The sequence below is a fragment of the Alteribacter aurantiacus DSM 18675 genome (genome assembly GCF_000429705.1).
Lineage (GTDB): Bacteria > Bacillota > Bacilli > Bacillales > Salisediminibacteriaceae > Alteribacter > Alteribacter aurantiacus.
Genome location: NZ_KE386941.1, coordinates 1,092,291 through 1,108,048, shown reverse-complemented (window position 1 = coordinate 1,108,048; position 15,758 = coordinate 1,092,291). Strand labels below are relative to the sequence as shown.

At 40.1% G+C, this 15,758-nt stretch carries 13 protein-coding genes; 11 read left to right on the top strand and 2 right to left on the bottom strand.

The window, feature by feature from the left end:
- Positions 1-11: 11 nt before the first annotated feature.
- The 4 genes from G476_RS0108795 to G476_RS0108780 all read left to right on the top strand — a co-directional run bounded on the left by G476_RS0108795 (position 12) and on the right by G476_RS0108780 (position 4,924).
- Positions 12-1,193, top strand: coding sequence for an MFS transporter (locus G476_RS0108795; RefSeq protein ID WP_026689767.1), 1,182 nt, complete (start codon positions 12-14; stop codon positions 1,191-1,193).
- 154 nt (positions 1,194-1,347) lie between these two features.
- The gene (locus G476_RS21630; RefSeq protein WP_026689766.1) at positions 1,348-3,033 is read left to right on the top strand and encodes a methyl-accepting chemotaxis protein; all 1,686 of its coding nucleotides are present in this window, start codon (positions 1,348-1,350) and stop codon (positions 3,031-3,033) included.
- A gap of 208 nt (positions 3,034-3,241) precedes the next feature.
- Positions 3,242-3,943, top strand: coding sequence for a TVP38/TMEM64 family protein (locus G476_RS0108785; protein ID WP_026689765.1), 702 nt, complete (start codon positions 3,242-3,244; stop codon positions 3,941-3,943).
- 27 nt (positions 3,944-3,970) lie between these two features.
- Positions 3,971-4,924, top strand: coding sequence for a DUF2207 family protein (locus G476_RS0108780; RefSeq protein WP_026689764.1), 954 nt, complete (start codon positions 3,971-3,973; stop codon positions 4,922-4,924).
- A 26-nt stretch (positions 4,925-4,950) separates the two neighbouring features.
- On the opposite strand, the gene G476_RS0108775 is transcribed toward G476_RS0108780, so the two are convergent.
- Positions 4,951-5,721, bottom strand: coding sequence for a hypothetical protein (locus G476_RS0108775; protein WP_026689763.1), 771 nt, complete (start codon positions 5,719-5,721; stop codon positions 4,951-4,953).
- A 69-nt stretch (positions 5,722-5,790) separates the two neighbouring features.
- Here G476_RS0108775 and G476_RS0108770 point away from each other — a divergent pair, with 69 nt between their 5' ends.
- The 6 genes from G476_RS0108770 (at position 5,791) to G476_RS0108745 (ending at position 14,403) form a co-directional block, all read left to right on the top strand.
- The gene (locus tag G476_RS0108770; RefSeq protein ID WP_026689762.1) at positions 5,791-6,444 is read left to right on the top strand and encodes a YhcN/YlaJ family sporulation lipoprotein; all 654 of its coding nucleotides are present in this window, start codon (positions 5,791-5,793) and stop codon (positions 6,442-6,444) included.
- Positions 6,445-6,675: 231 nt separating this feature from the next.
- Positions 6,676-7,440: an ABC transporter ATP-binding protein gene (locus G476_RS0108765; RefSeq protein WP_026689761.1), complete on the top strand. Its 765-nt coding sequence runs from the start codon at positions 6,676-6,678 to the stop codon at positions 7,438-7,440.
- The gene (locus G476_RS0108760) at positions 7,430-9,382 is read left to right on the top strand and encodes an ABC transporter permease (protein WP_026689760.1); all 1,953 of its coding nucleotides are present in this window, start codon (positions 7,430-7,432) and stop codon (positions 9,380-9,382) included. Before G476_RS0108765 ends, G476_RS0108760 begins: the two co-directional genes overlap by 11 nt.
- A gap of 246 nt (positions 9,383-9,628) precedes the next feature.
- Positions 9,629-10,135 (top strand): YwpF-like family protein, encoded by a 507-nt coding sequence (locus G476_RS0108755; RefSeq protein ID WP_026689759.1) that lies wholly within the window; start codon positions 9,629-9,631, stop codon positions 10,133-10,135.
- A 293-nt stretch (positions 10,136-10,428) separates the two neighbouring features.
- Complete coding sequence (locus G476_RS0108750) at positions 10,429-13,542, top strand: GNAT family N-acetyltransferase (RefSeq protein ID WP_026689758.1); 3,114 nt, start codon at positions 10,429-10,431, stop codon at positions 13,540-13,542.
- Between the two features lie 3 nt (positions 13,543-13,545).
- Positions 13,546-14,403 (top strand): amidohydrolase family protein, encoded by an 858-nt coding sequence (locus tag G476_RS0108745; RefSeq protein ID WP_026689757.1) that lies wholly within the window; start codon positions 13,546-13,548, stop codon positions 14,401-14,403.
- A gap of 13 nt (positions 14,404-14,416) precedes the next feature.
- Here the strand turns inward: G476_RS0108745 and G476_RS0108740 are convergent, their stop codons facing one another.
- Complete coding sequence (locus G476_RS0108740; protein ID WP_026689756.1) at positions 14,417-14,809, bottom strand: YhjD family protein; 393 nt, start codon at positions 14,807-14,809, stop codon at positions 14,417-14,419.
- Between the two features lie 163 nt (positions 14,810-14,972).
- On the opposite strand from G476_RS0108740, the gene G476_RS0108735 reads away from it, so the two are divergent.
- Positions 14,973-15,752 (top strand): peptidylprolyl isomerase, encoded by a 780-nt coding sequence (locus G476_RS0108735; RefSeq protein ID WP_026689755.1) that lies wholly within the window; start codon positions 14,973-14,975, stop codon positions 15,750-15,752.
- The last annotated feature ends 6 nt before the right edge of the window (positions 15,753-15,758 follow it).

The window sequence follows — 15,758 nt, the reverse complement described above, 5'->3', positions numbered from 1 at the left end:
GGAATTGTATAATGCATCAAACATGGAAGCTTAAGGGAATGCTTTTTTTCTTCCATTCCGCAATGACCATTATTATCAGTTACATGCCTGTTTACTTTCAGGCACTAGGGTTATCTGGGTCCCAGATTGGCATTTTACTTGCCGTGGGACCTTTTGCTGCGATTTTATCCCAACCTTTTTGGGGATATATGAGTGATCGCTGGAAGACAGTTAAATATATTTTGATCGCATGTCTTTCAGGAGCGTTGATTATCGGTTTTGCCGTTTTCCAAATGAATGAATTCGTATGGCTTATTTTTTTGTTATATGCTTTTTTTACTTTTATGTCTCCAGCGGGTGCTTTAGGTGATAGCTTAGCACAAAAGGTATCCTATGAAAGAGGGGTTTCTTTCGGCAGTATTAGGATGTGGGGCTCTCTTGGCTTTGGAACCTCCTCACTCGTTTCAGGATTCATCTTGGCTGAAATTGGAATCGGTAATATTTATTACGTCTATGCTTTCTTGTTAATCATTGCTATTCTTTTTTGTACACAAGCCCCCGATAGTAAACCATCAAAGAAAAAAGCAAGTTTGAAAAAAGCGTTAAGCCTTGGAAAAGATCCAACGCTTGCTTTGTTTTTAACAATGATCTTTCTAATAAGTTTAACCCATAGGATGAATGACACCTTTTTAGGATTATATATTGTTGAGCTTGGTGGAAATGAAACGGTCATTGGCACAGCTTGGTTTATCGGTGTCATTACAGAGGCCCTTGTATTTGCAACAAGCGCCTTTTGGTTCCGAAGATTTCATCCATTAACGTTTATTGCATTTGCCGCTTTCTTGTATGTTATAAGATGGCTCTTTATGGGCATGGTACCAAGTCCGAACGAAATCTTGGTTTTACAAGTACTCCATGGCCTTACATTTGGAATTTTTTATCTGACTGCATTTCAATTTGTAGCGCGTTTAGTACCTGAAGAGCTTACATCTACAGGGCATCTTTTGTTTATAAGTGTCTTTTTTGGTATGTCCGGTGTGGTTGGCTCTCTTTTAGGAGGAGCTGTCATTGACGCATTTATGGTACGAACATTGTACTACTGGATGTTTGGATTTGCATTAATTGGCCTTGCGGGTTCATTTATTTACAGAACGATCTACTTTAAAACGGCTCAAGGACAAGCGGATAAGAAAAGGGTACAGTCACAAAGCTGATATCGATTTGAGATATAGACGAGAATAGGACTCTCGTCTATATTTTTTTATTTGTATTTGTTTATCTAGAATATGAGCCAAAAGTCATGAACACTATGATATAGTTATTTTATGTTTTTTAAATATACTGAAATTTCTTGAAAGGAGGAAAGGTATGAGAAAAAGTTTGAGAGCGAAGATTTTACTGGGATTTGGATTCATTCTTTTCATTTTAATTGGAATTTCAGGCTTCTCGATTACGAATTTGTACACGGTCAATCAGAATGTGGAACAGATTATCAGAGAAGAATTACCACATTTAACGACTAGCAACAATATGGCGTTGAATATGGCAGAGCGAATGGCTACGATACGAGGATACATACTGACTGGAGATGAGGAATACCAAGCTCAATATATCTCTTTGGCAGAGCAAAGCAATGAGTTGGGAGATGCGTTATTAACCTATTCAGGTGAAAATGAACACATCGCATACCTGCTAGATCGAAGCGAATATTGGAATGACATCACCATTAGGCAGGTTTTTCCAATGTATGAAGAGCATGGGATGCAAACGGCGATGATTCCTGTACGTCACCAGCTTGACCCAATAGCTGAGGAAGTGATGGAGGGTTTTACAGTCCTTGCTTCTGATGAGCAACGTGGAATTATGACAAGAGGGGAAGGGATTAGTGCACAAGGAGAGTCGGTTGCTCTGTTTACAATCATTGCGACTGGAATTGGTATTGTTGTAGCTATTCTAGTGGCTTTATTTGTAGCGAAGCAAGTTGTGAATCCGATTTTACGAGTCGTCCGTAAAATTGAAACAGTCGCTCAAGGAGATTTAACAGGTGAAGCTATTCATACACAGTCCAAAGATGAAATTGGTCGACTAACGACCTCGGTTAATAGGATGGTAGTGGAGCTTAGGAATCTAATGAAACAAGCAAAAGAAACAGCCGAATCCGTGGCTTCGGCTTCTTCCGAGCTATCGGGCTACTCACAGCTTACTACGGCTGCCACTACTCAGATTGCAACCACTACTGATCAAGTGGCTTCAAGTGCCTCCCATACTGTAGAAAGTTCAAAAGAAAGTTCCAAAGCAATGGAGGAAATGAATACAGGCATACAACGAATTGCTGAATCAACCATGTCGGTAGCAGAATCAACACACTTAGCTACAAGTGAAGCCAATGATGGTAACAATGAAATTAAATCAGCAATCAACCAAATGCACCTCATTTCAGGGGCTGTAACTGAGACAGCAAAAGTTATGGATCAACTTGGAGAACGTTCTGTTCAGATTGGTACAATTATTGAGATGATTACATCTATTTCCGAACAGACGAACCTCCTAGCCTTAAACGCAGCCATTGAAGCTGCAAGGGCGGGCGATCATGGAAGAGGTTTTGCTGTAGTGGCTGATGAAGTGAGAAAACTTGCTGAAGAATCACGAAAGTCTGCTCAAGAAATTGGGCTTGTGATTGAACAAATTCAAGATGAAACAAGGCAAGCAGTTGCTCAAATGGAAGAGGGAACGGCTGAAGTTCATAATGGCATTACTCTTGTATCAAATGCAGGACATGCCTTTGGAAGAATACAACGGTCAATTGGTAATGTAAACATACAAATTCAAGAAGTGTCCGCTGTCTCTGAAGAAATGTCAGCAAGCTCTCAACAAGTTGCCGCGTCTGTAGCAGAAATGTCAGAGCTTGCTGGAGTGACATCTGTTCGCTTTCATGAAGTAAAAGCGGGGACGGACGAACAGCTTGCTTCTATTCAGCAAATTGCCGCTTCATCCGAGCAACTCAATCATATGGCCGAAGAATTAAAGAGCAGGGTAAATCGATTTAGAATATAGCCTAAGCAACTTGATGTGATCATTGAATAAACCGTCATTTCCTTTTTATTCAAAAACTTAACCTCTTTTGAAGAACTTGAAAAGCCTGCACTTTATTGAGTGTAGGTTTTTTGCCTAAGAGTAGAACCAATAAAAGGGCATTCATTGTGACTTCACTATTTCTGCGGTATAATTTAAGAAAGGAACTTTAAGTGAAGGCGGTGCATGTTTGAAAAAATGGTTGATTCCCGTTCTTGTTCTTGTAGCCGCAATAGCCCTTTGGCAAAGTGATTTTATTAGCGAAGCAAGAAACAATAACGTTGAATATTTTATTGATACATTGTTTGAAGAGATGGGCTACGCTCTTCTTTTTATTACCATTCCGTTAATGATCGTGCAGAACGTTCTAACACTTTTTCCTATCCTGCTGGTAATAATCGTCCATATCATGGCCTTTGGGATCTTTGAAGGGGGATTCTATAGCTTAACCGGAACAGTACTTGGGGCGTTAACATGTTTTTTATTAGTTAAGTATGTCAACTTTAATTGGGTCGATCGTTTGTGGGAAAAGAGACAAGATCGTATGGAACGCTATTATAGGTGGATTAATGAGTACGGGGTATTTATGATTGTTATCTTGCGAAGTATTCCGATCTTCCCTAGCAACCTGATTTCCATTGCGGCTGCTTTTACACCGATTCGGTTACGTGCTTATTTGTGGTCATGTTTAGTAGGGAATATGTCGATGATTTGGTTACTTTCTCTTTTGTCCGCACCTTTATGGCTGCATACCATTTCAAATGAGAATGTATATATGACGATGTTTACCGGTTACATTCTTTTCAGCTTGGTGATTATCTCTTTTTACCTTCGGAAGGTTTTTTCTTCTTCGAATAAAGGACAATCATCTTTCCAAAAAGACATCTCATAAGCCTAAAGAGAAAGGGGTTTTACGTTGATGGGAATAATGATTGGAATTATGATGCTCATCACGATTGCCTTGGTTCTGATGAATGAAAAACGAAATCGAGATGTAGTTGAAACGGTAGCAAACAAAAGGGTTTCTTTGAATCCAGCAATGGCAGCAAAATTGTTGTTTAATAGGAGTCTTTCAGCGAATGACATAACATCAGGGCTTCTTTTTCTTGCAAACGAAAACGTTCTGACCTTATCAAATGAAGGTGGCACACCTGTATTTAAAGCTAGTCGGTCATCAAAAGCACAAGCTGAAGATGAGCGTTTTCTTATTGAATGGATTTGTTATGAGATTGGGAAAAATGGCCATTTTTCTGTAACGGATTTGGAGTCATTTACAAATGATAAACAAAAGATGGAAGCGTATTTGCAACATTTGGAGGAGTGGGAGAGGCGAATAGTTGAGAGAATGAAAGCCTTACATCTTTATCACCCACTTATCAAACGAAGAATGATCCTTATAGGATGTGGGTTACTGGGGGTCGTTACAGGAAGTGCCTATTTGTTCTTTCAACCGTTTATCGGCATAGGATTGCTCTGCTTGGCATTAGTGAGCTTTTCTATGATCCCTGTCATTTCACCTTTAACTGCAAAAGGACGAGTGGAACAGAAAAAGTTGCTCGGATATTATGAGAGTCTTAAAACTATCGAAAATAAAGAAAAAGGTGAGAGGGATCTGACGAAAGCTTTTATTTACGCTATCGCATTTAATGTAGTAGATCGTTTTCTTACCGCTTTTCCAATTCAGGAAGCAGGAGAGGTTAAAGTCTCTCAAGAGCCTTTTCCTCTTTACTATTTTGCTCCAACGGGTACGGCTTTTCTCTCTATGGAAGGAGTCAAACTATATCGGGATATGGAACAAGGCTTTTACCGGGTTGAACATCCTCCAATGGTTTATGAAGATGTGGATTCCAGTACAGGACTTGAAAATGGATAGTATGAAGGCCCCCCACCTACAATCGATTATGATTTCGGTTTGTAGGTGGTTTTTTGTATGTGTTTAGAAAAACGTATCATCACTATCTCGTGGATAACGGCCTGAGTAAATGTGTAAAAGATCCAAGGTAAACGGGTAGAGAAATGTAAAAGTCCTGTATAGAGAATCGTCTTTCTTTCATTTATTAAAAAAGTAAATGTAGAAGGAAGAGACCTTTTCTTGTATAGGAGACCGCTTGTAAGTACAAAAATTATCATGCGATCGTTATGCATAAGAAAAGTATTCATCCTTAAAACAGGAACCCCAAATAAATAAATTGAAAAAGTTCGATCATTGATCTGTGTTTGTATGAAGTGTTTCGACATCACTTGAAGCCAAGTTGCATATTTTTTCGCGAAATCTTTTGCTCGTTTGTTTTGCTTTATTGGGATCAATTGTATTGAACTGGCCCGTTTGGATAAAGCCTTTTGTTCTTTTATTACACAGGCGATATCTAAAAAAATGAGCTCGCAATTGCAACTGTTTGCAAGGATCAACATTAGTTCTTTACAAAAAATGTACCGGGTGTCTACACCTTGAAAAAGCTCTGTTTGAGGAACCGGGACCGTGTGAATAAACAGGCGATCGTACTTCATAAAAAGGTTTTTTAAGGTAGGGATGCAAAACGTGATGGCCTGCTTCTTTTCTTCTTCTAACAGGGTTTGAAATGTATTTTCTGTTACAACGGCATACGTATCGATTTCATTAGGAAAATAGTGTGATGGAAGGTGTGTGAAGAGAGCTTCACGAATTGTCATAAGAATTCTCCCCTTGTCAGCATGTTTCTTTTTTCTTTAGCAAAAACTAAAGGAAAAGGAGGGTTCGTGATGATTTCAAGAAAACACGTGTTACAATTCACTACTATCATTTTGCTTATAACAAGTGCAGCATGTCAAGGTGAGCCTATCGATCAAGGAATGGAAAATCAGCCAAACTACGCATTTGATGCTCATGAACATCGTAAAGGGGAAGGATACGGATTTTGGAACCAGCAGAAATACAGAAACAATCCTATCTCCTCTATGATCACTAGAGATGACCGACCGGGAAGAGGAATGAATGGGTTTGCCGACAGTTCACCTCAATCGATGTACAGCCGTGACCACACTCATCCGTATCAGAACAAAAGGTGGGATAAGGATATGATGGAGCGAGACATGGATGCGCAGTTTAATGACGAACGTGCGATTCACTCCATCGAAAACCGTATAGAAGAAGCTGTACAGACCCTCGATCCATTGGCGGGTGTGGCTATTATTGAGAGTGGAGAGAACTGTTTTGTAGGTGTTCGTTCAAAAGAAAACCTTACAAAAACTCAAATTGAAAAGAAGCTTAATCAGATCAATAGTCAAAGACATATTTATGTCTTCACAGAGGAGAAAACAGTCCAAAAGCTTTCGGTAATGAAAGAAGACCTTAATAAAGGAACGTCTGTTCATGTTCACGATGAGGAGTTGCAGTCCTTAAAAGGCAAAAATTAAATTCACATTTCACAATCAAATTCACCTAAAAAAAGCAAAACTAAGCATGGCGAACATTCGCCATGCTCTTTTTTCGTAAGATAACACAACCACAAAGGGCTAGAGTTCTCTTCTTTAAGTAATCCAAGTATATATGGTATTTTGTGCTAAAATTAGGTGAAAAAGTGAAAAAGCGAATGTTGTCGTATCTTTTCAAAAAATCTTCACTTCAATACTGAAAGGGGAATCACCTTGGTCATATTAGCTACCAATAAAATCAGGAAAATTTACGGGGAATTAGAGAATGACAGCTATACCATTGCCTTAGATAAAGTAGACCTAACGATTAATAAGGGTGATTTTATTGCAATTATGGGTCCATCTGGAAGTGGGAAATCGACTCTACTCAATGTATTAAGCGGGATTGATAAACCAACCTCTGGTGAAGTTACCATTGCCGGGGAGAAATTAAATGATTTATCTGGAGATGACTTAGCTTTGTTCCGCCGCAAACAATTGGGTTTCGTATTCCAAGATTTTAACCTTTTAGATAGTTTAACAGTTAAAGAAAACATTATTCTGCCAATGGTTCTGGAGAAAAAATCAGGAAACATCATAAATGAGAGAGTTGAAGAACTAGCCAGTTTATTTGGAATTGAAACCATCTTGCAAAAATACCCCTATACGATCTCAGGCGGACAACAGCAACGTACGGCTGTAAGTCGTGCACTGGTGAATGAACCGAATATCATTTTGGCAGATGAACCAACTGGAAACCTTGACTCCAAATCATCCGAGATCATTATGGAATGTTTTGAAAAGGTGGTTAATGAACTATCGACTACTGTCCTTCTTGTTACACATGACGTATTTGCAGCCAGTTATTGTCATAAGGTCGTGTTCTTAAAAGACGGCTCTGTTCACTCGTCCATTACTAGAAGTGGACGTAGGAAAGCCTTTTTAGAGCAAATCATCGATTGCCAAGCTGTTTTGGGAGGTAGGAATAGTGTCTTTTAACCTAATTGTTATGAAAATGGCAAAGGCCAATTATAAAAAGTACACCTTCTATGTATTATGTAATAGTTTAGCAGTGATGTTATTCTTCATATTTTCAACCTTGTACTTTAACGCAGATATCGTTCAAGGAGAAGAAGCTGATTCAATTAAATATGCGTTAGGAATCCCATCAATAACCTTGGTTTTATTTACGGTGTTCTTTATTAGTCAAGCACACGGCATATTCATAAAAAAAAGAAAAAGTGAATTTGGCTTATTTATGATTTTAGGAATGACCAATCGAGATTTAGGTAAGCTTCTCCTTCTGGAAAATGGGATCATTGCTGCTATTTCTATAACTCTTGGTTTATTATGTGGCACATTGTCATCCAGACTTGCTTTCTTTCTCCTATTAAATTATATGGGGTTAAGCGGGGTTTCCTATCAATTGAGCGCTGATATGTTCCTATCCACCATCACCATCTTTTTAGTTGTCTTTCTTATCGCCGTTGGAAGAACGCTTTTTCTCCTATTTAATCAAGATATCAATTTGACTCTGAAAAGTGACAGAGTTTCTGAAACGATAAAAATGAAAAATCCGGTATTAGGTATGGTTGGGGTTCTTATCATCATTAGTTCTATCTTAGGTGTGTTTATTACCTATACAGGCCCTAACGGTGGTGATTATCTTATTATTTGGACAGTGTTTATATTCATGGGTTTGTATTTAGCTTTAAATCAATTTACCAGTTCGGTTATCAATTTTATTAAGAAAGATGATGCTCATTACTATCCCAGGATGGTGCCGTTAAGCAATCTGGATTACAAATTCAAACAACTTACCTCTACTCTTATGCTTGTCAGCGTGATGATCATGGTTACAGTTCTTTACAATACCATTCTTTTGTTTACATACACGGATGAAAAAGAACGATTGATGAATATGAATCCGTATGATATCGCTTTTATTCAGTCTGAACATCATAACAATCTTACAGAGGAAGAACTGTATGCCATCGTTGACCAGGATGAAAATCCGATTGAACAGCATATAACTTTACCGGTTTATACGTTCTTTGAAAAATACCATGATATGAACTGGGGGCAATTTTACCACGTGATGTCAGATCGTGAATTCAGTAAGTTGCGTTCAACCACGATTGCACTTGAGGATAAGGAATTTATCTACTACCTAAATCACGAAGCACACCATAATACTGAAGGTTATGTTTTTGGCTTTCATTTCCCTGCCGAAAATGAAAATGAGGGAAACTACATCCACGTTGACACCATTGTCGAAAGAAACCTCAATCATTTAAGTAATGATTTTGTGATTGTAAACCAAGCGGAATTCGAGAGGATAAAGGAAAACCGGGAAGATGGCTTTGAATCGACCATTCACTTAATCAATGTAGTCCATTGGGATGAGACTGCAGGGGTAGTGGATGAGTTAAAAGAGATTTTCACGACTGCAAATGAAAGTTCCCCGTCAATAAGTGGAATTAATGGAGAAGAGAGTCCCGAAAAGTTTCTTTTTCAAGTAGAGTCCAAAGCAGATGCATATCAAATGAATATGAATATAAACGGTCTATCGTTCTTTGTCTTTTCATTTTTAAGTATATTATTCTTATTCGGGTCGTTTGTAATCTTATACTTAAACATCTTTTCAACGATAGACAAAGAGAGAGTGAAGTACAGTAAACTAACCAAAATTGGCCTGACTGGGCATGAAACAAAACGAATGATTGCCAAAGAGCTGGCTCCTCTATTTTTTACCCCTGTCATAACTGGAGTTGTACTTTCATTTTTGTTTATTGTTGCAATGGCAACGGATGTAGGTGGTGTTGTACAAAACCCTGAAATAATGGTGAATTTCATCGTTGTAGCTGGTATCTACCTGCTTATGCAAGTTGGATTTTATCTATACTCCAGAAAGAAAATGGTTTCAAAAGTAATCCTTTAAGTACTGCAAGAATAATCTCCGATATGAACTTAAACAATAAACGCAGATGTTTTCATCGTCTATGTTTTTTTGTTTAATGAAGAGTGAAAAAATCTGTACTTTAATTATTTTTTCAGCTCAACGTACTTAGCTAGTTGTTGGGGTCTGACCCCGCACAATTTTGTGTAAAATTATGAATGAAGAAGGGTTTTTCTACTCCGTGGCGAATATGGGGAAGGGATGTCCATGAAAGGGGAGGATGCCGCGATGAAGACATTTAAATTATGTTCGTTGGCTGTTTTATTTGATGATGATCATAAGAAAGAGGAATTGAAAGGTAAACAGATTCCTCTTGCTGATGGATTAATCATTAACAAAGAAGAAGCAAAGAAAAATTGGCTTGTTGAAGCCATAGTAGATAAAAAATGGCGCTCGTTTTTTGAAGATTATGCTAGTAAAAATCATCAATTCATGGCTGAAGTAACGATTACTAAAAAGACAAATGATCCTGCAACCCTTGTCTGTTCCGTAAAGTCGGTCAATGAATTAAGTGAGCATTTATGCGTTCATTTAGACGGGGTTATCGTGGCCAAAAAAGATGATTTATCCGATATGCTCCTTAAAAACCTCGTAAAAGAAGGTTTTAGTGGGGAAGCCCTTTATGAAGAATTTAAAAAGAGAAAAAAAGACCGGGGCCAGGCGATTCAAGGCGTTCTTACAACCGCGTACGAACAAGTTAAAGAAAACCGCTTTCAAGATACAAAAAATAAATAATGAGTATGCCTCTTAGTCAGTAACCCTTTTATTTTATGTGAAATGCCGTGTCCTTTTGTTATGGCTAGCAGCGACACTCCTGCGGCCATGGGAGCCAGGAGAGACCACGCAAGGACTTTGGCCGAGGAGGCTCGCCGGCACCTCCGCGGAAAGGGAGTGGATGGCAGGAAGCTGAGCCTAACGCGCTGACGTAAGGATACTCATTAAAAAATAGTCCTTGCAACCAAAAGAAGCTGTCCCTCGATATACTTGCAGGGACAGCCTCTTTCGCTTCGTTGAGGGGGAGGATTCAGATGGAAGTAAACCAAATTAAAGTTTTGGAGTATGAGCCGATTCACGCACAGCATGTTGCAAAAATGTGGAACATGAGCAGGGAGGGTTGGGGTGGCCACTCAGATGTAAAGTCAAAAGAGCACGTTCGAGATCAACAGGCCAATTCTTCAAACCTTCGTACTTACTTAGCGATGGATGGACAAGAGGTAGTAGGCTATTGTGGACTTTCCGAGTACAGAGAGGATGAAGGTGCACTATATATTCCACTATTAAATGTAAGAACGGACTACCACGGAAAAAAGATCGGAAAGAAGCTCCTTTTAACTGCTCTTGATGAGACCATCAGACGGCAATGGCCAAGGCTTGATTTATACACATGGCCCGGGAATACAAAGGCTGTACCTCTTTATAAAAAGTGCGGCTTTTTTTGGGAAAATCGTGATGACACTGTTCATCTTATGAACTTTCTGCCTACGGTTCTCTCGACAGAGCTTTTCGCTCCTTTTTTCCAAGAGGTCGATTGGTATGAAGATAGTGTAAGAGAAATAAAAACAGAGCCTGATGGAGAGAAAGTGGACGGATTTGATTATTACACCTACGAGTGGCGAAAAGATGAACACCGCCTTTCTGTTGATATTGAAAAAACCGGTCGTGGCATTGGCTGTTTTAAAACAAGTACGTTAGAAGTGACGATGAGTATTGACAGTCATGATTGCGTGTTTGGAAAAGAGTATCCGGTTACGTTTATAGCTAAAAATACATCTTCAGAGCCTCTCGCATTTTCTTACTCAGGTCGTGATAATAAAAATATTCGCTTCTCCGATCAAGGGGAAGGGACTGTCATGCCTGGGGAAGAACAGCGTTTTACGAGTGAGTTCTTCGTGATGGAGCGCTCAGGTGAACAAAAAACGATGCAGACTCACCCTGTTGTTGAGGCAGTGGTCCTAGTGAATGGCCAATCGGTCGTGATGAAAAAAGGAGTCCTCACAAAAGCACCGGTAACGATTACTGGGAGCGTCCGTGGGTCTAGGTCTTTCTCACACCAGAAAAGTGAAGCCTATATCCAACTTGAAAATAACAGCAATAGTGAAGTTGTGATTACTTTCGAACTTCCCGCATCAAAAGTGGTGACATTCGAGCAGTATACGTTTAGCGTTAGATTAAAAAAGGCTGAAAAGCGTTCCATTCCTGTTTTGTATCACTTAACTGAAGCTTTGTTTTATCATGAATTTTTGAACGCCAAAGTCACAATGGAAAATGCTGAAATTGATTTCAAACAGCCTTTAACGTTCTTGTTTAATGTGACGGGACAGAGTTGTTATGGAGAAACAACAGAGTATGTACACTTATTCCAAGGTCTGTCTCATGTGGGCGTTAAAAAAGAAAACAACAGTGTCTTTATCGAAAGGGGCAGATCAAATAAAGGAGACTTTACGTTTCATTACCCTAAAGTGGGACTGCCTTATTCAGAAGAATTTTCAAAAATGGAACCGAAGGAAGTGACCTTTTTTGAAAAAGGACAAACCATTGGAGCTACGCTTGTCTATCCTTCTCGTGATTTCCCAGGGCTAACTCTTGAAAGAATCATTTCCTTGACTGCGGACGGAATCATGACTCAGCGCTTTGGGCTGATAAACAAAAGTGAAAACCCTATATCCGGGATTAAACTCAACGAACCTCTGAAGTTTGATTTGAGTGATACTGTTCTTCCTTACGATAACAAGTTTGTTCAACATAAAGGAACTTATTTTCATGAAGTAAATGGATGGGACAGTGATAAGCTGACTGAAAACTGGCTGTTTACAACGCGAAAAAATCTGCCTGCAGCTCTTATATGGGACGAGAAGACTAAACTTCATTTTCATACGTGGCATATAATGTATTTTGAACATGATGTTGAAGAAATAAGCCCCGATGAAACGGTTTATACCCCTGTTACGACGCTTTCATTAGGTGCGTTATTGACGGTTGAAGAAGCAAGGCAGTTTGCAAAACAACAGGTTGAACCGACTCCCGTTGTTTCAGCATCGGTGATGAGCTGGGGAACCAAAAACAAAAACCCTTTTGTGAAGCACACCGCTCATTTACTGTTCAACCAGCGGTTAAACCGATCTGCTGACGCCGTTCTAAAGGCGGGTATTCGACATGAAGGAAAGATCAGTGAGGATCAATGGACAAGTGAGGAAGATCGACGTTCATGGGAAACCACACTGCCGATCTTATCCGTTTCACAACCGACCTTAGCGGATATCTCTATTGACCTGTCCGGACAGCTCTTTAAAAAGACGACTGCGTTATTTCCTGTTAGTGGAAAAGAGGTATCAACACTGGTGGATACAATCAGTGAAAGGAAAACGCTTATCCTACGTAATGAGAGTGTCTCCATTAAAATAGCACCGGATTTCTATCCGGCCGTGTATTCTCTCACATATAAAGGTAAAGAATGGCTGGACTCGACTTTCCCGACACCTGAGCCAAGGTCTTGGTGGAATCCTTGGATTGGCGGAATCCGTTTTGAGCTTTTCAACCTCTCTTCTAGAAGCGTCCTAAAAGAACGTGTTGAGGCGCAATTTGTTCGAATAAAGGATGAACTCGATAACGATTGGACAGGTGTAGCACAACAATTCACAGTCAAGAATCAACCTCGATACAAAGGGGTTACCGCCACATTTTATACTTTCATCATGCCTGGTGCTCCTGTTGTCTGCACCATGTACACAATCAAACAGGAAACTGGGAAGTTATGGAAAGATGAAATGGCGGCTATCATGTTTAACATTTTTACTGGGTCGACTGTTGGAGATGTTGTCATTCAGGCAGGGGAGGATTCTTGTACGTACCGACATCATACTAGTGAGCACCAGCTTGACCAGTTCACTCACCTCGTTACTTCCATGAAAGGTCGTAATGAAAAATTGCATGTTTTTCCTGAACAAACGAATGACAATATGGAACTATATACGAACCAACATGTCATTGCAGGCGACTCAAGACGTGCGGTTGAGTTAAAAGACAAAGGGACGTTCTACTCGGATCCGATGTTCTTTTTATTCAGTGAAGAACAGGTTACGCCGGAAGCGGCCACCGACCTTAGGTCTATTCGGTTTGACTACAGTACGCTTAGAAAGGACTAGGTAATGAAAATCATTGATGCTCACATTCATTTTTCTCACATTCAAAGCTTTCATCATACAGCCAAAACGTTGTCCTCTATTGATTATTCCTTACAAGGGTACGAAAAGGAATTTAGAGATGCGAATGTTGTTTTCTCCATTGCCATGGGACTGAGCGAGATTGAGGGTGGAGAGGGGTTCCCGGACTCCGCTCCTCCAACACCTATGGGGCTTGACCTTGCGCCTAAAATGCCATCTAACATGGGTGTGTGTATGGGTATCAATCCTTATCGCCTTGGTAAAAAAGAATTGCAAGACCTTGAGCGATCCCTTCTGGATCCTCAAACGGTAGGGATCAAAATCTACTTAGGTTATTATCCGTTTTATGCGTATGATCCGGTGTACGGTCCTGTTTATGAGCTTGCAAAAGCCTACCGAGTTCCGGTTGTTCTTCATACGGGAGATACGTACTCTGAGCGAGGGTTACTTAAGTATGCTCATCCTCTTACGATTGATGAAACGGCGGTACAAAACCGCGACGTCACGTTTGTAATGGCTCATTTTGGTGATCCGTGGATGCTAGATGCTGCTGAAGTGGTATATAAAAACCGTAACGTATTTGCTGATTTGTCCGGACTCATCGTCGGAGAAGAGAAGGCAGTGAATCGAATTGTCAACACGCCTCACTTTTTTGATCATTTTAAGCACGCAACCGCTTTTTGTGATCATTATGAAAAGTTTATGTTTGGAACGGATTGGCCTCTTGTGAGAGTCGAACCTTATATCGGATTCATTCAAAGTCATATGCCTGAGCATTCTTGGGAAGATGTGTTTTACAACACGGCCCTTCGGGTGTTTCCGAAGGTGAAAACATTATTGTAGTAGAGTGGCTCCATCAGTGGATGGAGCTGTCTCTTTTGGTTTGTCCGTCGTTTTTTCGGTGGAGAAACCATGATTCGATCGTTTCGGCGACTTGGTTCTTTAAATGGGCATTCAAGTATTTGGCAGTCAGGGCGTATCCCCTGTAAAAGATCGTATACTCAGAGAAGGTATCGTCGTAGTCGTTCAGTTCCACTTTTATGTTTAAGTGCTTCATCCTGGCTTTTGTTTCGAACAATTCCTTACTCAAGTCTTGTAATGTGTGCTCTACGAGGTGGATGTAGGGACCTTTCAATTTCAACGGAGATTGGTTCATTTTGACTAAATCCTTCTCCAATACCCTGCGCATAAGCTCATATAAAATATAGGATTCGCTTAAACGTTCTTCTTCAACTGTGAGTTTAGCCATGGTTCGTTCGCTCCTTCAAAACGATATTACGAACAGATGTTCTTATTTTATATTACCCTGTTTCAAAAAAAGTAGTCAAGAAGAAAAAAATTCTAGCTTGCTTTTTTAAAGTCAGGTCTTACATAATAAAGGAATAGCTTACATAGAAGGGATCGACGAAAGTATGAAAAAAGTAACGAGTTTAAAAGTAGGTAGCCTCCTGTTGGGCGCTACTCTTATCCTTGCTGCATGCGGGGATGAAGGGGAAAACAGTGTAGACGAAGGCGAACAGAACGAGGAAGGTACTGTAGAAGAGGAAGCGGGAAATGACGGTGAAGCATTGGACCTTCCGCAGCTTAACAATGAGGTTGCAAGTGAGGAACAGGAAGTGGTTATGAAAACGTCTATGGGTGATATCCACTTAAAGCTGTTTCCGGAATATGCACCTAAAGCGGTAGAGAATTTTGTTACTCATGCAGAGGATGGTTATTACGAAGGTGTTGTGTTTCACAGGGTCATCGAAGACTTCATGATTCAAGGCGGGGACCCTGAAGGAACAGGTGCAGGTGGCGAAAGTGTTTACGGTGAGCCGTTTGAGGACGAATTTGCTCCCGAGCTCATGCACTTTAACGGTGCCTTGTCCATGGCAAACTCAGGTCCGAACACCAACTCCAGTCAGTTTTTTATCGTTCATAATAGCGAATTGGACGCAAGCCTCGTTGAAGCGATTGAAAATGGAGTAGAAGAAGGGCAGTTGGATGAACAGGCAGGCGAGGCATACATTGAACGCGGAGGCACGCCTCACCTAGATGGGCGCCATACGGTATTTGGACATGTCATTGAAGGAATGGACGTTGTGAATGCCATTGCTACAACGGAAGTAGGTCCGGATCCGGATAACCCTCACAATCCCGATCGTCCTGAAGAAGATGTCGTTATTGAAGAGATTGAAGTCATCGACTAATTGAAT